Genomic DNA, 24,941 nt, shown 5'->3' with positions numbered 1-24,941 from the left:
AAGGAATCCCTTTGATTCTCAGAATCAGTTATTTTTTTTGGGGATGTATTACATCCAATAAAAATCAAAGAAAGGTAAACAAACAAAGACGCTTTATTCATATGGTATTCTCATTAATGCAAACAAATAGTGTTTTATAGTATGTTTGCTTAAACCATCTGTATAAATCTAATGAAAAGGTGTGATTTAATGGTAGAATACAACTGAAAATTCAGATTTAGCATATATGTTTCCTAAGTTGGGGCACGCGTGTGTCATTTTCTCAGCCTGTAAAATTTCTTGGCTGGAGGAACTCAATAAACACACTAACTCAAAATTCCTTTGATCACATTTCCATGTACATCAGTGAGTCTGATGTCCCTGCCTCCAAAATGAAACCTTAATTTTTCATGGTTCACTCCAAGCAGGTGAAGCATGGTGGCATGGATATCATGCACGGTCACCTTGTTTTCGATTACCCTATAACCGTAATCATCTGTTTTACCATAAATAACTCCGCCTTTAATGCCTGCCCCAGCCATCCACATGCTCCCTGCTGATGGATTATGATCTCTGCCATTAGTACCCTGGGCAAATGGCGTTCTGCCAAATTCTCCTGTCCAGATGACAAGTGTTTCTTCAAATAGACCTCTGGATTTCAGGTCTTTTAACAAGCCTGCAATAGGCTGATCTACAGCATGTGCATTCCGTTCGTGGCCATCCTTTAAATCACTATGCTGATCCCATCGGTCTGCTTTTACCTGAGGACAGGTTAATTCCACAAAGCGGACACCTCTTTCCACCAATCTTCTGGCAAGCAAACATTGAGCTCCATAACTTTGGGTATGCGGATCATCTGAATTCATGCCATATAAATCTTTGGTGGCTTTAGTTTCTCCCCTGAAATCTGTCAATTCCGGAACGGAAGATTGCATTCTGTAAGCCAATTCATAATTGGAAATGGCGGATTCTACTGCATCAGGATTTTTAAGTTTCCCCACCAGAGAATTATCGATTTGCTTAATAAAATCCAGTTTTTGATTTTGCAACCCTGGAGTTTCTTCCAATGGATTGATATTGGCCAGGGGCACTTTTCCCGCCCTCAAAATGGAAGCCTGATGAGATGCAGGTAAAAAACCACTATTGAAATTATCCACTCCCCCCGGAGGAATTAACCCGCCATCCAACACTACATAACCCGGTAAATTATCATTTTCACTGCCCAGACCATAAGTGACCCAGGCTCCCATACTTGGCCTGCCCTGAATACCGATTCCGGTGTGGAGGAAATAATTGGCATTGGTATGCTCTGGAAAATCAGAAACCATGGATCTTACCAGGGCAATGTCATCAACACAAGTGGCAATATGCGGAAATAATTCACTTACCGGCATGCCACATTCCCCATAGTTTTTAAATTTCCAGGGGCTTTTCAGGATTTTACCCACATTACCAAATTGGGTATCATCCACTTTGAATTTTTTATTGGGATCTTCACCATTTTCCTTTTCCAAACGGGGTTTGGGATCGAAGGAATCTACCTGTGAAACACCTCCATCCATATACAGAAAAATCACATTCTTAGCCTTTGGAGCATAATGGGGGATATTACCAGGAATCTGGGAAAATAATTTGGATTCGGCTTTTTTGCTACAGGAAATAGGAAGTGCTCCAAAAAGGCTGACAAAGGCCAGAGAGCCAAATCCTCCTTTACAAAGTCCCAGCATCTCTCTCCTGGAAATTGGTCTGCCGGTAGCATGGTTTCTGTTCGTCATATCAGGTAAATAAACTCTTTTAAATTAAAAATAGAATGACAATAGGCTTTCCATATTGCTGTATTTTCCAATAACTCCTGTTCAGGAATTTCAGCATTTTTTGCCAGGGATTGTATAAAAACTTTGGCTTGTTCCTTTTCTTCTGATTTTGCATTCCGGCTCAATGTTCTTAAATAAATTACATCAATTTTTTCATCTATGTCCAGATTTTTTTCATTGACTATTTCCTGCGCTAAAAGGCCGGCCTGCGCTTCTACAAAAGGATCATTCATTAAAATTAAAGATTGAGCAGGTACATTGGTTACATTCCTTTTCCCAAAAGTAGAGAAGGGGATAGGACGATCGAAAGTGAGCATCATTGGCTGTAAAAAATTTCTTCTTACTTCCAGATATATGCTTCTTCTGCCATTTCCATCCATAGGTCCTGATCTGTAGGGTCTGCCTCTTCCCTGCATAAAAGGGGTGAGATAAACGGGCACAGGAGCACCGTACATGGTTTCATCCAGATTACCTGCCACCATAAGCAAAGCATCACGAATGGCTTCAGATTCCAACCTGCGGATGGGGAAATTTGCCAGATAAAGATTATCAGGATCGTTGGATTTGTTGCCATCAGGAACTTCCACGGCTCTTCTGAAAGTTTGGGACATCACCATATATTTTATCATTTGTTTGATGGAATACCCCTCATTTTGAAATTTTAAAGCTAAAAAATCGAGCAGCTCAGGATGACTTGGGAGTTTTCCCTGCAGCCCAAAGTTGTCCACTGTTTCTACCAATCCTCTGCCAAACAAATAATGCCAGATTCTATTGACCATCACCCTAGAAGTTAGTGGGTTTTCCGGATCTACAATTGCATTGGCGAGTTCCATCCTTCCACTACCTTCAGAACGAAACTGATTTTTTGAAAAAATTCCTGAAAGAAAGCCTCTTGGTACTACATTTTTGGATAATTCATTGTGGCTTCCCCGAATAAAAATTTTACTATTAATGGCAAAACCATCTGTAATTCCTTCAAAAAAGGAGGTATCCTGCATTTGGCCCTGAAGCTGATTTATTTTATTGGAATAGGTGTTGATTTGATGATAATTTCCCCGAAATTGATTCGTGGCAATAAGTTGGTTTATAGCCCTGATTTCCTCAGGAGAAGCGGAATTTTGAGCCCAGTTTTCCAGGGCAGTATTCATTTCAACCGGTTTCTCAAAAGATTCATTAGTGGGAACCTGAGGCCAGTCTCCATTAAATGCAATGATATATTTTGCCTCCACAAACGCCTCTTTGGGAAGTTGGTAAACATGTTTGTTATATTGTCCGGGAATAATTTCCACATAGGCTTTATGTCCCTTCCATGCGGCAACATTGAACTTCAAATCAGTCCATTCATCTGCCTCTACTTTTTTAGTTAAACCACCATAAATAGGGTCTTGAATGAGTTGGAAATTATCAATTATAATCCTAACGATAGCCTTCTTACCCAGTGCTTTTACCCCAATAAAGTCTTTTTCTATTATAAAATCCGGAGACCTTAAAGCACCAAAAATTCCAGGGCCAAAAGTTTTACTGGAGGCTTTTCCAGTACTTAAGTTTGTCAGCTGACTATTTTTCCCAAAGACAGGATTACCCAAAGTGGTTCGTTTTCCAAATGCAAGCCCGTCACTTTTCCAGCCATCCAGATTTGCTCCCCGAAAATCTCCTAAAATTTCAAAGTCGGAAGATTCAGAAACTTCATTGCTCATCTGTTTTAGTTCGGAACTCAGGGGGAATTTTTGGTTTTCCCACTTGCTGGCCAGAAAGATTTTGATAGAATCCTTTAAAGCGGAAATAGCATCAATATCTTTTTGTTGATGGTAGGTCACATTAGTTGGTTGTGGGGAAATCCGGGTACTTTCGAATATGCCATAAAGGCTATAATAATCAGAAGTGGGAACTGGATCGAACTTGTGATCATGGCATTTGGCACAGGAAACGGTTAAGCCCTGAAAGGCTTTTGTAGTCACATCGATAATGTTATCAATTCGGTCAACTTCTTCCTTTTTAATGTCAACCGGGCTGTGTTTGCCTTCTCCTAAAGTATAAAAAATTGTACCCAGCTGTGATTCATTCATGCCATTTTCAGGGTTCCACCTTACGGTATCCAAAAGGTCACCGGCAATTTGTTCTTTCACTAGCTGATCGTAGGGCACATCCTCATTAAATGCGCGAATTAAATAATCCCTGTATTGCCATGCCCCTGATATTGAATAATCAAATTCATGCCCTTTGGTTTCCGCATATCGGGTAATATCCATCCAGTGTCTGGCCCACCTTTCTCCAAAAGCTTCATCATTTAAATAATGATCTACCATTTTTTCATAGGCGTTTGCACTGGAATCTGCCAGGTAGTTATTGAGCTTTTTGGGAGTAGGAGGCAAGCCTGTCAGGAGGTAGGACACTCTTCGGATAAGGGAATTTTTCCCGGCTGTAGGTGCATTGTTGAGTTTTTTGGAAACAATCTTTTCCTCGATGTAATCATCAATTTCGTTTACCGAATTGTTGAACTTTTCTGGTTCAGTAATTTTCGGGGGAATAAAGGACCAATGAGGTTTCCATTCTGCTCCCTGATCAATCCATTTGGTAAGAATATCAATCTCATACTGGCTTAATTCCAGGTTAGATTCCGGAGGAGGCATCACCAGGTTAGGATCATCATAATTTATCCGTTTTACCACCTCACTTTTACCAGGATGACCAGGATCAATAGCCTTTCTGCCTTCTTCCAATAAGGCGGTTGCCCCTTCAAAAGTATCCAGCCTTAAATCACCTTCCCTGCTACTTGGATCCGGACCATGGCAAAGAAAGCATTTTTGAACTAAAATGGGTTTGACATGAAAGTTGAAATCGACTTTTTTAGGAAGAGTAGAAGAATAATCCTGAGTACATTGATGAAAGCTCGCGCTTAAAATGGACAGGAAAAAAACCCAAATCAGGAGTTTTAAATATGAGTTATTTATTTGGTTAAACACTTTTGAAACCTTCATTAAATCTAATAATACAATTTCCCAAAAAATTGAGAAATACCAAAAAAATCAATATACAAAATGTGTATTTTTCCAATTGGAAGCAATTATTAAGTAAATTTAATTTTTAGAACTTTCAAACAAGATTGCTTGGAGAAGGGTGTTTTGTCCGCTATAACCAGAAATTCCGGGCTGGAATAAGATTACAAAATAAATAAGTGGACGACTGCTAAATTGAAAAAACATAAAAATTGAAAATGAAAAACAAATTAACTGCAGACCTCCAAATATTAATCATTAGCCTTTTCTTTATTCTTCCAATTCATTCATACGCTCAGGAATCAGATATTGAAATTTTGAGGAACCGTCTTGTAGAAGGGGCCTTAAATTTAGAGTTTAGACCGAGAACGGATCGTTATATTGCTTCCGACTACAGTAAAGCAAATGTTTATTTAGCAGAAATGAATTCTAATGGTAGTTGGAATGATGTGGACTATCAGGACAGGGACAACAATTGGTCTGCATTAGTCCATCTGGATAAAATGTTGGTGATGACCATCAATTATTCCCGGGAATCTTCTTCCTATTTTCAGAATGAAGAACTTTTAAATGGCCTGGAAAAAGCCCTCACGTATTGGTATCAGGTAAACCCGGTTTCTGATAATTGGTATAAAAACAAGATTGCCAAGCAGTTTTATTTAAATATTATCGGATTACTACTGCAAAATAAAATAGACAATCAGCTTCATGAAAAGATAGTTAGTGACCTGACTCCCGTTCCTACCATGACTGGCTCCAACAGGACATTACTGGCCACTTCTACCCTTTATCGGGGAGTAATTGAAAGGAATGAAGATCGTATCAAATCGGGAATAAAGGGAGTGACTGATCAAATAGAAATATCATCTGAGGAAGGCATTCAGCCGGATTTTAGTTTTCATCAACACGGTCATTTTATTTATAATGGCAGCTATGGGCTCAATCTTTTGAGAGAATCCATCTGGCTGGCTACCATAGTACATGGGACTGCTTTTGCCTATTCCGAAGAGCAAATTGAAACGCTGAGAAAATACTTTTTGGAAGGAACCCGCTGGATGATACGAGGAGGATTAATTGATTACAATGTGAGGGGAAGACAAGTAGGCAGAACAGATGGAGATTTATTACTTGGAGAAGAACTTTTACCTCAACTGGAAAGGTTAAAAATAGTCGATCCGGCCTTTTCCTCTCCTTATCAAAGCTCAAAAACGCACATTGAAAATAAAACATCTCAGGAAATTGAGGGGAACAAACATTTTTGGAGATCAGATTATACCGCTCACCACAAGGATGGTTATTTTACAGCATTGAAAATGTGTAGTGAAAGAACTGTAGGAATTGAGCTGAATATGAATTCAGAAAATAAACTGGGCTACTGGCTGCCCTATGGGCTTACCTATATTTACCGAAGAGGAAATGAATACCAGGGAATTTTCCCAGCCTGGGATTGGGCCAAATTGCCCGGAGTTACCAGCCCTCATCAGGAATTTGTAGAACAGAAAAAAGGGCCAAATTACACACAGAAAACCAGTTTTGTAGGTGGGGTAAGTGATGGGAATTATGGCGTTTCGGCTATGGATTTTTCCAAAGATAAAACCAAGGCTAAAAAATCCTGGTTTTGGTTTGATGAGGAATGGGTGGCTTTAGGTGCGGGAATTAATTCCTCCCATGAAGCTGCAATTGTAACCGGGATAAACCAATGTCACTTGCAAGGTGAGATTGAAATTGATGGCCGGAAATTTACGAATACCATGCAAAGTTTGAAAAATCCAAAATTGATCGTGCATGATAGCATTGGCTACATTTTTCCAACAGATCAGACCGTGGAAATTAAATCTGATGTGCAGCAGGGTAATTTGCAAAGGATATATGGATTGGGAAAAGATACAGTTTATGCCCCAAGAGTATTTTCACTCTGGTTTGATCATGGACCATCGCCTAAAAATGCCCAATATGCCTATATAGTGGTTCCTGGAAAAAGCTCCGAAGAATTAGCCGCATACGCTAAAAATACCTCTATAGAAATACTTTCCAATACACCAGAATTACAAGCAGTGAAAAATGCTCCATTAGATATGATTGGAGTGGTATTTCACAAAGCGGGGAATATTGAGGTAGGGCAGGGGATTAGTCTTCAGGTCAATCATCCAGCTTTGGTTTTATTAAATCTAAAAAATGGTGAGGTTTCTGTAAGTGATCCGACCACCAGACTCGGTGAATTAAAAATCACATTAACTAAAAAAGGAGCTCATCCCCAAACGCAAAACATTGCTTTACCTTCTGGTGAAATGGCTGGAAAATCGGTAAATTTTTCTATCGCTTTTTCCACCAAATGATAAAGCCTGTAATAGGTAATGAGGACATAATCAGAGAAGCCAGGAAAACCAAAAGCCTGCCAGGGAATGAAAAAATATTACCCAAATGGATAGCGTAAACTAATCCATTTATGGTACTAAAAGTAGAGGCATCTTTATAAAGTCCGTTTTTAAAATTGCCAGTAATTTCTTTCCCGGTATATCGGTCGAAAAAATAATGGTCAATTTTATGGACCAGCATTTCCGGACTTGCCACCGTTACATTTATCGGATCAGTGGCTTTATGTGGATTACTCACCCTGATATAATTGTCGGGGAATTTCTTGTGGAAAGTTTTCAAAAGACTGTCCATCAATAAAAACTGGTTATTCCCATTTTCTTTTAAGGTTTCATCTGATTTCGGAATGTCATAGGTCAGTTCATTTTCTCCTGTGATATGCTGTAATCCGGTTCTCACCATTTCAAAACCCCAGAAAAGCCCTGTAATGACACTGAAAATGGCTATCCAGGTGGCATAAAAACCAAATACATTGTGCAAATCGTAATTCAGTTTTTTGGGTTTAGCATTCCATTTTATGGTAAATCTCGATTTTCTGGAAGCCTTAGTTTGAGGCCACCAAATCACCAGTCCGGTAATCATCATGATGAGGAAAAGCAGGGTAGTCCAGTGCACGATTTCCTCTCCAACTTTCCCCAGCAACAAATTACGGTGAATTCCTTTGAGGTAATTCAACCAGCCTTTTTTCATATCCTGCAGATGAATTAATTCTCCGGAATAAGGATTGACCTGGGCGATATAATATGTACCGGGCACAAATAATAATACCTCTATGGCTTTCGCCTTATCCTTAAAAAATACGGTTCTGAAATCTCCCTCAGGAAATTCTTTCTCCATTATTTTTTTGATTTCCGGTACCGAAACAATGGGTCTGTTTTCCGGAGTAACATTTTGTTTATATTGAATGGCACTAAATTCTGGTTCCCAGGTATAAATAGCTCCTGAAAACGAAACGATAAAAAAAAGGATGCCTAAAGGAAGTCCCAGCCACAGGTGAATTTTTGTAATAAAAAATTTCATAAAAGAATTAAATGTAAATCTGCAAAAATGCTTCAGACAGATTGCCCAAAATAAAGAAATGTAACTGACATCCCAAAAATGCTAAACAGGAGAATATTAAATCATTTTTAAGCAAGTAGATTGTTGGTAGTCGCAAGGGGATTTTTCTATATTGTATTTAGAAGAAATCTTACTTATTTATATATTCACACCAGCCATTTACACCAACTAAAAATTTCATCCCTTTAAGGGCAATTCAATACATTTTTTAAACACAATTCTGCTTATAACTATCATGGTAAAATCACTGATTCTATTTCTACTTTTGGCATGCACTTTTCCCGGGTATGCACAAGACTATTTTTTCAAAAAACAAGCTCCCTTTAATCCGGATATTCCCTCACCAGAAGATTTTTTGGGCTATCCCATTGGTTTCCAGCATACCAGGCACGATATGATTGTGGCTTATCTGGAGAAATTGGCGGAGGCTTCTGACCGGGCAACTATAACCTATTATGGAAAATCTCACGAACATAGAAAACTGGTGATCCTGAATATCAGTAGTCCTGAAAATATCAATAAACTGGAGGATTTGCGTCTTCAGCAGGTCCAGGTAGCTGATCCGACTAGTAATATGAATGCGGATAATTTACCCATTTTTGTAAATCTGGGATATAATGTACATGGTAATGAGCCGTCCAGCTCAGAGGCAGCCTTATTAACAGCTTACGTATTAGCTGCTTCTACCAACCAGGAAATTGTTGATTTACTGAATGAAACAGTAGTTTTTCTCGATCCCACTATCAATCCTGATGGCAGAGACCGGCATACGCATTGGGCCAATACGCATAAAGGAAATCCCTTGGTCGATGATCCTATGGATATTGAGCACAATGAAATTTCCCCCTCGGGAAGAACCAATCATTATTATTTTGACCTTAACCGGGACTGGTGGCTGGCCATACATCCGGAAAGCCGGGGAAAGCTGAACTGGTACCATCAATGGTATCCGAATGTGGTGACAGATTTTCATGAAATGGGTACGAACAGTACTTACTTTTTCGAGCCTATGAAGGTGAATGCCAGTAAAAACCCGATCATGCCAAAGGAGAATTATACTACCCTGAATGAAGCTTTTGCAAAGCATTTTTCCAAAGGTTTGGATGAAATTGGTTCCATGTATTTTACCAAAGAAGTGTTTGATGGTACCTATCCTGGTTATGGTTCTTCTTATCCGGATTTGCAGGGTGGATTGGCTTTATTGTTCGAACAAGCCAGTTCCAGAGGACATGTACAAAAGCAAAATACCGGGGAGCAACTGACTTTTGCCTTTACCATTCGCAACCAATATACCTCTTCCCTTACGACTTTAAATGCAGCACTGGAAAATAAAACCATATTGCAGGAATATCAGAAGAACTTTTTCAAAAGTGCCATTTCGAATGCGGCCAAAAGTAGGGTGAAAGGCTATGTATTTGGAGATGAAAATGATAAAGCCAGGACAAATGCCTTCATCGATAAACTACTGATTCATAGAGTGAAAGTATATGAATTGGGACAGAATATCAATACTGGTGGAAAATCTTTTAAAGCTGGGGAAGCTTATGTAGTTCCTACCGAACAGCCCCAATACAGGTTGGTGCAAAGTGCATTTGAAACTTATAATGAATATACCGATAGTGTTTTTTATGATGCTTCAGCCTGGTCACTGGCTAATTTTTACAATATGCCCTTTGGTGAAGTTTCTAGTTTTCAAATGGGAAAAGAATTGAAAGAAGTTCCGGTCTCAGGTTTCACCGCTCCTCAAAAATCATCCTATGCCTATATCATGACCTGGAATGAATACAATGCTCCGGCTGCTTTGTATTTTCTGCAATCAAAAGGAGTAGTGGCTACCAGTGCCTTCAAACCTTTTGAGATTACCACTGATAAGGGTAGGAGGAATTTTGGTTTTGGAACCCTAGTGTTTCCAGTGGGGAGGCAATTTATCTCAGCCGATTCGCTTCATCAATTATTAACCCAGGTAGTGAAGGATTGGGAGGTAGATATTTCTACTACAAAAACCGGATATAGCACATCGGGAATCGATTTGGGAAGTGGAAACTTGAAGGTGCTGGAAAAACCCAAAGCGGTGATGTTGGTAGGAGAGGGGATCAATTCTTACGAGCATGGGGAAGTCTGGCACCTTCTGGATACGAGGGTAAATATGCCAATCACCAAAGTACCCATGAGAAATTTCAGCAGACTCGATTTGAATAATTACAATGTAATGGTGATGGTATCCGGCAGTTATAACCAATTGGATTCAAATGACATTTCAAAAATTAAAGATTGGGTCGGTGCGGGAAATACACTCATTACTTCACGAACAGCCTCTAAATGGGCAATTGAGAAAAAACTGGTAAATGAGACATTAATTGAAGAAGAAAAAGATACGATCCCAAATAAGGAAGTTAAGCGACTGGATTTTGTAGATTCCCGGGAGCATATTGGGAAAAAATCAGTTGGAGGAGCCATTTTTGAGACAGATTTGGATATTACCCATCCGCTGGGCTTCGGCTACACCAGCCGAAGGCTACCGGTTTATCGGAATAGCACAGTTTGGCTGGCTCCAAGTAAAAGTCCTTATGGCACTGTGGCAAAATACACTGAAAATCCTCACATCGATGGATTTATTACAGATGAAAACCTGAATAAATTTCTTAAACCCTCGGCCTCCTTAATTGTGAGTCCTGTAAAATCAGGAAGGGTAATTTTATTTGCGGATAATCCTAATTTCCGAGGGTCCTGGTATGGCACCAACAGGCTGTTTCTCAATGCGCTGTTTTTGGGTAAATATGTTGCTGTTCCAAAATAGCAGGAATTCATAAATTGGCATATTGCTGTAAAACATTAAAAATTGGTTGAAATGATAAGGCAAAAAAGGAGGGTGCTCACCTCCAAATTTCACTTGGTTTCAACCAATTATTTTATTAGAAAAAGACTTACTTCTTTTCAAGAATATGTCTTTTTACAAAAATTACCGGGAGTACCTGTAGTTAAGAGAGGTTTGAAAATTAAAAAAAACAGACAAACCATTAGGAAATTAACATTTTGGGAAATGAATATACCCGGATAATTCACCCAAGATTTCTATAAAATTCCAATTATTTATAAAAAGAATTGTAAATCCTAAAGCAAATTTCTAACTTGGAATTGAAGAAAAGTTGTACTAAATAAAAATTACCCATAAATCATTTTCTTACGTCTGGTTAATACTAACATTCAATTTGAAGGAAACTCTGGTGATTTTCTTAAACATTTTCCTTAGAATAATGTTTCCCTCACAACTCCCTTTTCTTTCAACCAGAGTAAGAATAACAATATTTATGGAGACTCAATACTACTGATATGAAAATGGAAAAACTGCGGAAAAATCCACTTACGGATGCCAAAAACCTTCATCCTTACCCTGAGAAGGAAAGTAACCCGCGAGCTTATTTTAGTCAGAAAAGTGAATTACAAATTTGGAAAGAATTTAAGAATGGTAGTGAGGTAGCTTTGATCAATATTTACAAGTTCTACTACAAAACATTGTACAATTATGCCAGTCAATTTACCTTCGATAAAAACCTGATTCACGATGTTATTCAGGATTTATTTATTGAATTAATCAAAAAAAGGCAAAAACTTTCGGATACCACCTCTATTAAATTTTACTTGTTCAGGTCTGTTAAAACCAGATTGATTGGCAAATTAAGAAAAAATAAAAAAATTGATTACAAGGAAAATATACTGGATTGTTACGACTTTGCTATTAGTTTTTCCACCGAAAGTATTTTGATCAATCAACAAATAAAAGAAGAGCAGAAAAAAAGGCTAAATGCGGCATTACAAAAACTAACCAGTAAGCAAAGGGAGATTATCTATTATTATTATTTTGAAAATTTAAATTTGGCAGAAATTTCAGTCCTCATGAATTTTTCTAATCCTAAATCTGCCCAAAATTTATTGTATAAATCAATTCATCACCTTAAAGGAATAGTGTTAATCTCCTACATCATTATTTTAACCTACCTTTTCAGGTTTCTTTAAAACATATCAAGAGGCATTTGCAGAGCAAAATCTGAACTTTTTAAAGTTTTTTTTAAAAAAAATAAAAAAAACGATGGAAAATGAAGGCCTGGGGTCTTTTATAATCAAAGGGATAATTTATGAAGTATAATCAATACGATATTGAAGATTTTTTAATGGATCCTGACTTTATTGCATGGGTTAAGGGGGATCGTCCGGAAAATGAATCATTTTTTCAGGAATGGATCAACTCTACTAATGAAGAGAGCAGGGAGAGGGCCTTAATGGCCAGAGAGCTATTGTTTGGAATGAAAAGATCCACTTTAGAACCTTCACATGCTGAATATGAACGAACTTTAAATAGCATTTTGTCCTATCAACCTGAAAATGCTTCTGAAAAAAGCTTGAAAGAAAAGGGTAAAGCACAAACTTTTGTATTCAATAACTTTTTTAAAGTGGCAGCCACCATTTTACTTTTTATTGGAGTGGGCTGGTTTTATTTAAATGAGGATGGACCGACAGAGGAAAAAAAGGATACAAAAACCGAGTGTATAACAAGGAGTACAACCAATGGAAATAAGCTTTCTTTAAAGCTTCCCGATGGCAGTATGGTTAAATTAAATGCGGGAAGTAAAATAACTTTTCCCAAGCATTTTTCACAAAACAGAAAAATATCCCTGGAGGGAGAAGCCTTTTTTGATGTAGTCAAAAACAAACATTTTCCCTTCATTGTGAACACGGAAAAATTAAAGATTAAAGTTTTGGGGACCTCATTTAATGTAAAGTCCTTTCCGCAGGAAGAAACAGTGGAGGTTGCGGTACTCTCCGGTAAGGTAATGACCTCTGGAAATGAGGAATCAGAAATGGAATTTAGTGAGGTATTAACTCCAAATGAGGTTATTTCTTTCAGAAAGAAAACAGGTCAGTATCAAAAGGTATTCGTAGAGAATTTAAAAATTTATTGGAAGGATAACATTCTTGTATTTAAAAATGCAGCTTTTCATGACGTAATCAAGGAGCTGGAAAGATGGTATGGGTATGAATTTATATTTCCCGGTGGAGATTTCCACGATATTCCGGGAAAAATAAACGGTACTTTTTCAGATAAATCCCTGGAAAAAGTAATTGAAGGTTTGCAGTATTCCCTGAAGTTTAAGGCAAAAATTAACACGCAAAAAAAACAGGTCATTATACATAAAACTGAAACTTAATATGAACAGCAGCTAAAAAAAACGGAGCCCTGAGGCTCCGAGATTTGATTTTTTTCAATTGCTCTAATTTGATTGGTCGTCAGACGAGCAATGGAAAATAAGCAGAAAAATTTTCCCACTTAACATTTAAAGATATGAAATTGAAACTACTAAGACAAATTTGGTATATGTCTAAATTAAGTTTTTACGGGTTCATTCTCCAACTGACATTTTTTAATTTTTTGTCGGCTGAGAATACATCCGCACAGGTCAAAAGCATCGAAGATGTTTATCTGAACATTGATGCAGAAAACGAGCAGCTCAAACAAGTGTTTTCTAAAATTGAAGAGAATACCGGTTTTAGCTTTACTTATAGTGGCGAATTGGTGAATGACCGATTCAGGATAAATGCCAATCAAAAGAATGTCTCCCTGGCCAACCTTTTAAGAAGCATTTCCAAAGAAACTGGTTTGGGTTTTAAAAGAATTAACGAAAACATTTATGTAACCAAAAGGAAAATAGGTCAGCCTAAAATCAGGGAAGAAATAGAGGAATCCCTATTCCAAACAGTTATTTCCGGATCAGTATCTGCCTCCGGAACTGATGAACCTTTACCAGGGGTAAGTATTATCGTGAAAGGCTCGAGCACCGGTACGACCACTGATATTGATGGGAATTATAAAATTTCTGTTTCAGTGGAAAATGCTATTTTGGTCTATTCCTACATTGGCTATGTAACCCAGGAGGTTACCGTAGGCAACCAATCTTCCATCAATGTACAGTTGGAAGAAGATCTTCAACAATTGAAGGAAGTAGTGGTAGTTGGATACGGTACTCAGGAAAGAAGAGATCTGACAGGAGCGGTTTCATCCGTTTCCGGGGATGAATTTAAAAACGTTTCCGTAACCACAGTGGAACAAGGATTACAAGGAAGGGTGGCCGGAGTAAATATTCAGCAATCAGGAAGACCGGGTGGTGCCATGGATGTACAAATCAGGGGAGTAGGCTCTATAGGCAATTCTCAACCACTTTTTGTAATTGATGGAATCCCTGTTATTAATGCTAATATTGGAAGTGGAAGGGTAAATGCATTAGCCAATATCAATCCTACTGATATAGAGTCAATCGAAGTATTGAAAGATGCATCAGCCGGGGCAATTTATGGTGCAAGAGCGGCCAATGGTGTTATCCTGATCACTACAAAAAGAGGAAAAGCCGGGAAAACGCAAGTTACTTTTAACTCTTATATTGGTACACAGGAACCTTGGAGGAAGCTGGAATTGACAGATATCAATGGATATAAGGAAATTTCTGATGCTTTAACCGATAATGCTGGACTTCCCAGAGTGGTAGCACTTCAGGATCCTAACGAACTTGTGAATCTTACCGACTGGCAGGAAGAGGTTTTCCAAACTGCTCCAATTTATAATATTGATTTTGGTGTTTCCGGTGGTACAGAAAATGCCAGATTTAATGTATCGCTAAATTATTTCGATCAGACGGGAATAGTAAGAAGTACAGGATTTGAAAGATATAGTTTAAGAGTCAATACAGACTTTAAACAAGGGAAATTTAAATTTGGTCAGACTTTAAGTGTAAGTAGAACTTTTACAGATGAAGCTGATATTGGAGGCATTTTCTTTGGCATGCTTCATTATCCTCCCAACAGACCAGTTTATGATGAAAATAATGCGGGAGGCTTTTCAGGAAACAGAATTATTGATGAGCAGGATGCCAATAATCCGGTAGGGGTTGCAGAATTATTTGATGATCAAACCACTCGTCATAGAATATTGGGTAATGTTTACGGGGAATATGAGATTTTGAGAGGCTTGAAATATAAATTAAGTCTGGGAGGAGATGTTATTATTGCAAACAGATATTCATTCCGGCCAATTTATGAATTTGGAGATAGAAGGAACCAGCCATTTGCTTCTTTATCAGAAAACAATGTCACCTCAATTTCTCCTTTGATTGAAAATACCCTTACTTACAGTAAAAACTTTGGAGAGGAACATTCCCTGGAAGTAATTGCCGGATACACAAGACAAACCTACGACCAGAGGAATGCACTGGCCTCAGGAAGAAATACTACTAATGACATTGTAAGGGTATTAAATGGAGTAAATGCGGTACCTGCGGTAAGTGGTACTTTACAAAAATTTGCCCTGGTATCTTATCTGGGTAGGGTAAACTACAGCTTTAAGGATCGTTACCTGTTAACAGCCAATATCAGGCGGGATGGTTCTTCAAGATTTTCAGATGGAAATAAATGGGGTGTTTTCCCCTCAGCCTCTTTAGGTTGGAGAATAAGTGAAGAATCATTTTTCGATAATGTGACCTTCATTAGTGATTTAAAAGCAAGGGCAGGATGGGGACAAACTGGTTTTCAGGAAATTGGTAACTATAGTTTCCAGCCTGTATTGGAATCCACCATCAATTATATTTTTAATGGGACCCTGGCCACTGGAGTTGGGCAAAGACAATTAGTCCCTGCCACTTTGCAATGGGAAACGTCTACTCAAACCAATGTGGGGCTGGATGTTGGTCTTTTTGATAATAAGCTAATCCTGAATATGGATTATTTTGTGAAAGAAACAGAGGATATTCTTATTCCGGTTCCGCCTCCGGTATCCACTGGTATCACGAATGCCCCTACCAGAAATGTGGGTTCAGTAAGAAACAAAGGATTTGAACTGGCGGCTACCTACCGAAAATCTTTTGGGGAATTTCAATATAGTGTTTCAGCCAATTTTGCTACACTTGATAATGAGTTTCTTGATTTAGGTGGAGCCCAACCTATTGTAGATGGAAATGTAAATGTAACAAATGTAACCAGAATAGATGAGGGGATTCCAATCGGATCGTTCTATGGGTATGAGATGGATGGCATTTTCCAGAATCAAACAGAAGTGGATAACCATGCTACTCAGCCAAATGCGGCACCTGGAGATATTCGATTTAGAGATTTGAATGGGGATGGCGTCATCAATCCTGATGACAGAACCTATCTTGGTGATCCTATTCCTGACATCACTTATGGATTAACCTTAAATGCATCTTATAAAGGATTCGATTTTAATATGTTTTTACAAGGTGTAGAAGGTGTGGAATTGTATTATGGTTACAGGTACTTTTCCGAAGGAATGTTGAGAACCTTTAATTTCGAGCAAAGAACCTTGGGTTATTGGAAAGGGGAAGGAACTTCCAACACTATTCCAAGAGCAATTGGTGGTGATCCGGCAAATAATACCAGAGAATCAAGCAGATTTATTGGAGATGGAGCTTATTTAAGAGCCAGAAATATCACCTTTGGTTATAATTTCTCTCCGGCTATCCTGGAAAGTTTTAGCAATGGAGCTATTTCCCGATTGAGACTTTATGCTACCGCCCAGAATTTATTTACCATAACAAGTTATGAAGGTTATGATCCTGAAATCAGTTCTGATACTCAGGATCAAAGTCCGGGTTCTTACAGCAGGTCAAGAGGTATAGATGCTAACAATTACCCTCAACCAAGATCATTCCTGTTTGGTGTTCAGGTTACCTTCTAATTAACCATGTTAAATTAAAATTGATAGAAAATGAAAAGATATTCATTATATATAAAAACAGGGTTGGTAACGCTGGTTTTACTGACCTCAGTCATTATTTCCTGTAATGACGAAAAGCTATTGGATATTGATAATCCAAATGCAGTAACTGTAAACACATTTTACCAGACTGAACAAGATGCTTTGTTGGGACTTACCTCAGTTTATGCCTCCTGGCAGGCCAGAGGCTTATGTAACCGAATGTATTTTTTTGGTAATGATATGCCTACTGATGAAAGTCTTGGAACCAACAACCTCCAGGCTGTTTTAAGACAGATGCTGGATTACAGCTGGGAGTCGGACAATACAGTAATCTTTGAAATGTGGCGGGATTATTACCAGGGTGTTTCCAGGGCTAATAGGTTCCTGGCAGGGGTTGCAGATATTGAAATGGACGAAACTCTTAAGAACAGATTAATTGCTGAAGCAAGATTTTTAAGAGCTACCTTTTACTTTGACCTTACCAATAAGTGGGGAGGGGTACCATTGATTACGATTCCCCCGGATGATGCAATTAACCAGCCAAGAGCTTCTCAGACTGAAGTTTACAATCTCATTCAGGAGGATCTCACATTTGCCAAAAATAATTTACCCACACGATCGGAATATGACGGAAGTGATGCTGGAAGGGCTACTTCCGGGGCTGCTGCCGGTTATTTGGGTAAAGTATATCTTTATCAGGAAAAATGGGCTGAGGCCGAAGCTGAATTCGATGCAATAATTAACGGGAATTATGGATTATACGGGCTGGTGCCTAATTTTAGATGGAATGGTATAGGGGAAGAACAAGAACCACTTGCCGAAAATAGCGTTGAATCCCTTTTTGAAGTTCAGTTTCAGGATGCTCTTGGATCTGTTTGGGGAATTGATAATAACGGAGGAGGTGAGAACACTTTTAGAGGAGTAGAATATGCCTTTGCAAGTTTCAATAACGTGCGACCAAGACAGGATTTTGCTGATAGATTTGAATTGGGTGACCCAAGATATGAACAAACCTTTTACGATGACAGTGTAGCCTGGTTTCAGGGAACTTTCACCAAAGAGGAGTTCGGTGGTTTAATTGCCTGGAGAAAATACCATAACTATGATATTAGAGATGACAGGAACCAAAGTTCTGGCATTAATTTCCGGTTAATGAGATTTGCGGATGTGCTTTTGATGGCGGCTGAGGCAAAATTGAATAATGGAAAGCCAATTTCCGAGGTGTTGGAATTGGTGAATAGAGTAAGAAAAAGAGCGCTTGATCAGAAAACCAATCCTAATATTCAATTGTATATGGACAGAACACTGGATCATGACCTGACCCTTTATCCTACAGCGGATTATCCAGCCAATACCACCGAGGATGTGATGAAAATCATAATGCATGAAAGGGAAGTAGAATTGGCCGGAGAGCAACACCGTTACAATGACCTTAGGAGATGGGGATTAGATGATGATATGGCGCTGGCCGATGGAAAACCGTATGTGGTGGGTAAACACGAGTTGTGGCCAATTCCGCTTAGAGAAATTGATACCAATTCCGAAATAAGTCAGGCAGATCAAAACCCAAATTACTAGTGTCACAGGAATTAAATAAGAATAGGAGTTTCGTATTGATAGTCAGCTTGTTAATTCACTGATAGATCTCTCTTATTTTCTTAGGACAGACTTTCTAAAAGTCACACTAGTTCACCTATTTTTCACAAAAAGGATTACTGAAAAAGTAATCCTTTTTTTAGTGATAATGTGCCGATTTTTTTGACTCGAAATCCAAAATTTTTAAATGAATTTCCTCCTGCCTGGAATTGTTTTCCCTTAATCTGTAATATTTATTCACCTCCAGGTTTTGGAAAATTTGAGGGTTTTCATTTCCAGTCCAAAAAACACTCAATTGTTTAATTTTTCTAGCCAGTCCCAACCCGATGTGCTGTCGGAGAGGATTACTGCCAAAGCTCCCACCCGAGTTTACATCTCTGTAAATTTTCCTTATGCCTGTTGAATCTTCTATCTCAATCTCTATTCTGCAACCAATCCCAAACCGGTTGGAGGTTTCCCCAACCAGGGAAATCATCACCCAGTTGTTTTCCTCCGGAGTTCCTGCTATCGGATTCTGGTAAAAAGTATTTTGATAGACATCGCCTTCAAAAGCTCCTCCCATGGAAATAAGTACATCCTGGTCACCATCATGATCCAGATCGGCAAAGGCCACGCCATGTCCTTTCTGAATGTTTCCAAACCCTCCGGCAGTAGTTACATCCTGAAAAGCTTCTCCATCCTTGTTGCGAAACATCTTATTTGGCATAATGGTATTCAATTCTATATTTCCAGTTCCCAAATACATATCCAGAAACCCATCGTTATCCAGATCTCCAAAATTTGCCCCCATGGCATAAATAATTCTATTCAGGTTGGTTGCTTCGCTGACATTTTGAAAAGTGCCATCCCCATTATTTTTATATAAAAATCCCTTTTCTGCCTGATGAGCTATCCCCGAATATTCCAGGGCAATGTCCTTGATGATACTTCCTCTGAATTCTCCTCTGAAATAACTTGAAGCAAAAATATCCGGATGACCATCATTATTGTAATCCCAAAACCAGGTGGAAAAAGTAGAATTTTGCCCACCTAGCCCTGCCTCTCTGGTAACATCGGTAAAAGTCAATTCGCCATTTTCATTTACCCCATTATTTCTGAACAAAAAATTCTGGGCCTTTTTAAATACCCCAGTAGAAACATAAATATCCTGCCAGCCATCATTATTATAATCCCCGGATGTCACTCCTTTAATGTAATAGGAAGATAATCTAAACCCTGCCTTATTGACAAGCAAACCCGCTGAACTGGCTTTATCGCTAAAAGTCCCATCCTGATTGTTGAGGAATAATTCACTGAAATGAAAGCCTTCATTTGTTCCGTTAGATTCATTCCCAATAAATAAATCCAGCCAGCCATCATTGTTAAAATCATTCCAGGTGGCGGACTGGGTAGGATGGTATGACAAAAGCCCTGAAGAAATGGTTACATCACTAAAAGTATTGTCTCCATTATTTTTAAGCAAAGAATTGGGTTGCTTGCCAAATTCATTGAGCCATGCCCCCCTAAGGATGAAAATATCCAGGAATCCATCATTGTTATAATCGGCCTGAATCATGTTTAACCCTCCGGTAATTTCCTGAATTCCCGCCTGTAGAGTGAGGTCGGAGAAGGTTCCATCTCCATTGTTATTTAAATAATGCAACTGATCATCCGGACCCCATTCCGAAACCATAATATCCAGCAATTCATCATTATCGAAATCATCCACAATTAACCCACCGGCTAATCCTCTGAAATCAAACCCAATGTTTTGTGCAATATCGGTAAACGGGGGAAGCGGATAGTCAGATGCAAATGCAGAAAGTGGAATTAGCCAGTCTGAAGGAACCTGTTCCGGATATTTCCCCAATGTCATATAAGCGATATTCAAAAGCCACCTGGTAGCAAAATCATTAGGTTCATTTTTCAGGATTTGTGTAAAAGTTTCTATCGCCATTTCGGAACCTTCCTGTTTGGTATGAAAACCTTCATGGGAAATGGGAATGATACAGGAAGCTGAAGTATGGTTTAAGATACAATTTTCCTGTTCACCAATCCTCAGATAGCTCAATCCAAGATAGAAAGGAATTTTCCGGATTTTATCCATGAATAATCCCGACTTTAATAAACGCTCCTTTTTTTCCTGTTGGAGCTGGTTGAAAATTTGAGCTGCCTCATGAGAATGACCGGCTCTTAGTAAATTGATGGCTTTTTCATATAATAAGGGGAATTTTTGTTCCTCAGCGGAAACAGCTAATAAACTATCCAAATATTTAATTCTTGAAGAATTGGCAAATAGGTTCTGACCATTTTCAAAATTCAGATTCACTTCCTTCAAAATTTCCGTCATTTCTTTGTGATTACTCTGGTCCGATTCCTCATTAGTGGTCATACAGGCTGAAAAAACGAATATGGAAAATAGCAATAATTGTAATTGAGGGAAAGATGTGGCTCTTAAAAAGTTTTGGTGCATTTCATAGAATTAGATAGTATCAGTATAAAAATACATATAATACCTAAGGATAATAAAAGAATTATGGTAAAATGGTTTGCTGGTTTGCAATGAAAAAATGCCCCTTTCCGATCAGGAAAGAGGCATTTAACAATTTACTTAAAAATTAACTCCAGAGTCTGTCCCAGGCTCGGATTTCATTCCATTCAGGAGTAGGAGCGAATAATTTTTCCCCTTTGATCAGGTACTTTTTCACCATTTCCTCATTCAATTCCACCCCAATTCCCGGTTTTTCCGGAACGGTTACATAACCATCTTTTACAATCGGGCCGTCAAATCCGGTGACCAGATTCTCCCAGTCTTTTTTGTCTACGGCATGGTGCTCCAGCCACATAAAGTTTTCAGTTGCAGCTGCACTATGTACACAACCCAGGAAGGATATTGGACCTGCCGCATGATGATGCATGAACCCAATGCCATGTTTTGAAGCAAAATCACCAATACGTTTGGTTTCTAAAATACCTCCGGCTGTATTGGGATCGGGATGTACAATATCTACCGATCGGGTAGTGATTAATTTTTCAAAACCGCCTTCCAGCATATAAATATCTTCACCAGTCTGAGTAGGTGTAGTAGAAGACATGGTGATTTCTTTCCATTGTTCATCCATTTGCCAAGGGATAATATCTTCAATATAAGCCAGGTTATATGGCTCGGCTGCCCGGGCAATTTTTATGGCTTCATTTACCCCAAAATGTCCCCAATGGTCGGTACCCATTGGCACATCATACCCAATTTTCGATCGCATTACATCCAGATATTCCATCAGTTTATCCAGTCCCTTTTCTGTGATTTGTACCCTGGTAAACGGATGTTTGGTTTTGTTGTAATCGGTATAATCATATTGATAAGGATTATACTTGGCATCCGGAGAATTGATCAGGGCTCCGGGAATATCTTTTATCAGATTGATACCAATATCCATTTTTAATGCGGTATAACCCTGGTCTATCCGAGCCTGCATTCTGTTCGCATATTCCACCGGATCTTTAGAAACAGTGGTGTCACAATAAACCCTTACTTTTTCCCGGTATTTGCCCCCCAGTAACTGGTATACCGGAACACCATAGGCTTTTCCCACAATATCCCAAAGGGCCATTTCCACTCCGGAAACGCCTCCACCTTGTCGGCCATGATGCCCAAATTGTTTGATAATGCCAAATAACCTTTCTACGTTACAAGGATTTTCTCCAAGCAATCTGCTTTTTAGAAATAAAGCGTATTCTTTGGCTGCTCCATCTCTTACATCTCCGTGTCCAATAATTCCCTGATTGGTATAAATTCTCACAATTGGAGTTCTGAAAACCACATCTCCCCCGATTTCTGCTATTCGCATGTCGGTGATTTTTAGTTCTGAAGGACTGGAATGCCGGCTAACGTTTTGAGTAGCATATGCTACCTGGTCCTGAATAGAAGCCATGCCTAATCCAGCCAGACTCAAACCTCCTAATCCTGCTTTTTTGAAAAAAGAACGTCTGTTTTTAGTCTGTTGTTCTTTTTCTTCCTTTACGGTGCTTCCAAAAATTCTCTGTAGTTTTTTGTTTTTGTATATCATAGTACTGCTTTATAAAATTGATTTAAATATGTTCGGTAAAAGGTCTTTCCCTAAAAGAATTTTTCACAGGAATTTTCGGGAAAGAAATGGAATTCAAAAAATTGACTCACCTCAATTAGACATTAATTAATTTGGCTTATTTAGCATTTAACAAGCTCTGATTTTCTAAAAAAGGATTCAATAAAAAGTTATCTTATTCAGGATATTTGCTGGTTGAATTTGAGTAGATATAAAAAATCTGAATTTTGCCTAAGGGCGGGAAAAGCATCAATTTATGCTCCTCCTGCTTTTTCCAAAAAGTACCCTTTTTTGGAGAAAATATCAATTAAAACCACAAATTAAATTGTGGGCAAAACATGGTCTATCTTTCAGCTATAAGAGCCTTTAGTTGTGATAATGTATATAAAGAGAAGTGGCTTTTTTTGCTCAATGAGGAATTTATAAGTATTGGAAGGGAAATTCCGGATTTAAAAAGAGAACAGTGCAGTTATTTCCCCAACATGGAGGCAATTGGTTTTAAATTTTCACTGTAGGAAAAGACTACTTTTATCACCGCAATGATTGGGACAGCTAATATCAAACCGATCAATCCCCACAATTGTCCAAATGCCAGCAATCCAAAAATAACTGCAAGGGCATTTAAGTCTACCTGTGCACCCACAATTTTTGGGGTAATTAAATTACCCTCCAGAAACTGAACCAGCCAGTAAATTCCAACTACTCCGGCAGGATACCAGAGGGAATCTTTCGTGACAAGGGCAATTAAAACAGGTATTAGCCCTCCAACCACCACACCGACATAGGGAATAACAGTGAGCAATGCAGAAAAAACACCTAAAAGAATGGAATATTTGATTCCCAAAGCCAATAGTCCGATAGAATTCAACACGGCTATGATACTAATTACGATCAGCAAACCCAGAAAATACTGCTGTACGGTTTCTTTTATCTCTACTATAATGGTTTTTATTTTTTTACATTTCTCTGATGGGAAAAAGTCCAGAAAGGCATTTTTGAATTTATTTCTGTATAGTAACAGCAGAAAACAATAGATGGGCACAAGGGTGAGAAAGGATATTAAACCTGAGGTGGCACCAAAAAATTTGGAGAGATATTTACTACCGGAACTCATTAAACCAGAAGAGTTATTTTGGAGAAAACTGACAGGGTCTTTGACCTCAAGGCCTAATTGTTGGTTCAAATCCTGATAAAAATTCCCAGCGCTTTTTTCTATTTTGTCCTGAAGGTTAGGGAAATCCTCCAGAAAGTTATTGAATTGGGAAATAAAAAAGAAGGAAATAATCCCAACCAAGACAGTTGACATAAGTAAAACAGCAAGGATAGATATTATCCGGTTGATTTTCCAGGATTCCAGCTTCTGGCAAATGGGTAATAATAAAAGGGAAATAATGGCCGCAAAAACAAGAGGTGTTAATAGTGAGCTAAGGAAATATAGTCCCACTATTAACAATGCTGAGATAAATAGGATTTTACTCACTAAATTAACCTGCTTGTGATTTATCATTTTTGAAGCCAGATTGAAAGGGTTATTGGGGAAAAATTAATTAATAAGGATTTTAATAGGATTCAACTTCTTGAATATCATTTTCCAAAATCTGTTCAAATCTCGGTAAATCATTTTTTACAATATCCCATACTGGTCCGTGATCCAATTCAGCTTCCTGGTGATATCGGGCATTTCTAAAACTTGACATAATTTTATAAATCTCCTGGTTATCCAGAGTTGATAGATTTAGGTTGATCACTTCCTGAGCGGCCTGCCCAATTTCCTGTATTTGGGAATACAGCATTTCTTTCATTTGTTCATTTTGTTGAAATTCCTCAAAAGAAACCCCATTTGTTTCTGCCAGGGTCTGGTGAATTATTTGTAAAATGAAATTTTGATGTTGATATAATTCAGTTTTATGTTCCATGATTTTGATTTATTTTTTCTTGGTTTTACCTGAGAAGTTCAAAGATTTGTGCCAGTTGCCCAAAAGAGGCTTTAAAGGGGAGGAAATCACTTTGTTTTAATTCTGGATTTTGGTTTGCTGTAAAGTTTGAAGATTTGATACAACAATCAATCTGGTTAATCACGGAATTACTTACAAATAATTGAAAGTCAGTGTATTGATTAGTGAATTAGGAATAAGGAAAATGTGATAATTTCCAATTTTATGGGATTGAAAACAATAAAATACCAAAAATCAAAAACTAAAAATAGCAGGTAATCTGGGGAGAGGCTAAATTTTTAAAATCGTGGAATTTTACCTTCAATATTGTAGAATGGGTTCTTCAATAAAAGCTTTCCCTTACCACA

At 38.3% G+C, this 24,941-nt stretch carries 13 protein-coding genes; 6 read left to right on the top strand and 7 right to left on the bottom strand.

Going from position 1 to position 24,941, the window contains the following annotated elements:
* Positions 1-305: 305 nt before the first annotated feature.
* Both A3EM_RS0113325 and A3EM_RS0113320 read right to left on the bottom strand, forming a co-directional pair.
* Positions 306-1,754: a DUF1501 domain-containing protein gene (locus A3EM_RS0113325; protein WP_020528716.1), complete on the bottom strand. Its 1,449-nt coding sequence runs from the start codon at positions 1,752-1,754 to the stop codon at positions 306-308.
* Positions 1,751-4,756, bottom strand: a complete 3,006-nt coding sequence (locus A3EM_RS0113320) for a PSD1 and planctomycete cytochrome C domain-containing protein (protein WP_245576504.1) — start codon at positions 4,754-4,756, stop codon at positions 1,751-1,753. The genes A3EM_RS0113325 and A3EM_RS0113320 overlap by 4 nt, the downstream gene beginning before the upstream one ends.
* A 251-nt stretch (positions 4,757-5,007) precedes the next feature.
* On the opposite strand from A3EM_RS0113320, the gene A3EM_RS0113315 reads away from it, so the two are divergent.
* The gene (locus A3EM_RS0113315; RefSeq protein ID WP_020528714.1) at positions 5,008-7,125 is read left to right on the top strand and encodes a polysaccharide lyase 8 family protein; all 2,118 of its coding nucleotides are present in this window, start codon (positions 5,008-5,010) and stop codon (positions 7,123-7,125) included.
* Here A3EM_RS0113315 and A3EM_RS0113310 read toward each other — a convergent pair.
* On the bottom strand, positions 7,103-8,182 hold the full coding sequence (locus A3EM_RS0113310) for a PepSY-associated TM helix domain-containing protein (protein WP_020528713.1): 1,080 nt from the start codon (positions 8,180-8,182) through the stop codon (positions 7,103-7,105). The genes A3EM_RS0113315 and A3EM_RS0113310 overlap by 23 nt on opposite strands.
* Before the next feature lie 274 nt (positions 8,183-8,456).
* On the opposite strand from A3EM_RS0113310, the gene A3EM_RS0113305 reads away from it, so the two are divergent.
* From A3EM_RS0113305 to A3EM_RS0113280, 5 genes are all read left to right on the top strand, one after another.
* Complete coding sequence (locus A3EM_RS0113305) at positions 8,457-11,018, top strand: M14 family zinc carboxypeptidase (RefSeq protein ID WP_020528712.1); 2,562 nt, start codon at positions 8,457-8,459, stop codon at positions 11,016-11,018.
* A 539-nt stretch (positions 11,019-11,557) separates the two neighbouring features.
* Positions 11,558-12,235, top strand: coding sequence for an RNA polymerase sigma factor (locus A3EM_RS42335; RefSeq protein ID WP_157637872.1), 678 nt, complete (start codon positions 11,558-11,560; stop codon positions 12,233-12,235).
* Between the two features lie 119 nt (positions 12,236-12,354).
* Positions 12,355-13,425 (top strand): FecR family protein, encoded by a 1,071-nt coding sequence (locus A3EM_RS0113290; RefSeq protein ID WP_020528709.1) that lies wholly within the window; start codon positions 12,355-12,357, stop codon positions 13,423-13,425.
* Positions 13,426-13,559: 134 nt separating this feature from the next.
* A complete protein-coding gene (locus tag A3EM_RS0113285; RefSeq protein WP_083925229.1) occupies positions 13,560-16,958 on the top strand; it encodes a SusC/RagA family TonB-linked outer membrane protein in 3,399 nt (1,132 codons plus the stop codon).
* A gap of 30 nt (positions 16,959-16,988) precedes the next feature.
* Positions 16,989-18,557, top strand: a complete 1,569-nt coding sequence (locus A3EM_RS0113280; protein WP_020528707.1) for a RagB/SusD family nutrient uptake outer membrane protein — start codon at positions 16,989-16,991, stop codon at positions 18,555-18,557.
* 157 nt (positions 18,558-18,714) lie between these two features.
* On the opposite strand, the gene A3EM_RS42330 is transcribed toward A3EM_RS0113280, so the two are convergent.
* From A3EM_RS42330 to A3EM_RS0113250, 4 genes are all read right to left on the bottom strand, one after another.
* Positions 18,715-21,027: a CRTAC1 family protein gene (locus tag A3EM_RS42330; protein ID WP_083925228.1), complete on the bottom strand. Its 2,313-nt coding sequence runs from the start codon at positions 21,025-21,027 to the stop codon at positions 18,715-18,717.
* Positions 21,028-21,172: 145 nt separating this feature from the next.
* Positions 21,173-22,621, bottom strand: a complete 1,449-nt coding sequence (locus tag A3EM_RS0113270) for a mandelate racemase/muconate lactonizing enzyme family protein (RefSeq protein ID WP_020528705.1) — start codon at positions 22,619-22,621, stop codon at positions 21,173-21,175.
* Between the two features lie 487 nt (positions 22,622-23,108).
* Positions 23,109-24,146, bottom strand: a complete 1,038-nt coding sequence (locus A3EM_RS0113255; RefSeq protein ID WP_020528702.1) for an AI-2E family transporter — start codon at positions 24,144-24,146, stop codon at positions 23,109-23,111.
* Positions 24,147-24,198: 52 nt separating this feature from the next.
* Positions 24,199-24,555 carry a HepT-like ribonuclease domain-containing protein gene (locus tag A3EM_RS0113250; RefSeq protein WP_020528701.1) on the bottom strand — a complete coding sequence of 119 codons (357 nt, stop codon included), beginning with the start codon at positions 24,553-24,555 and terminating at the stop codon, positions 24,199-24,201.
* Between the last annotated feature and the right edge of the window lie 386 nt (positions 24,556-24,941).

Origin of the sequence: Flexithrix dorotheae DSM 6795 (assembly GCF_000379765.1) — a bacterium.
Taxonomy (GTDB): domain Bacteria; phylum Bacteroidota; class Bacteroidia; order Cytophagales; family Flammeovirgaceae; genus Flexithrix; species Flexithrix dorotheae.
Note: the sequence above shows the minus strand (reverse complement) of the source record. Positions and strands in the feature narration are given on the sequence as shown.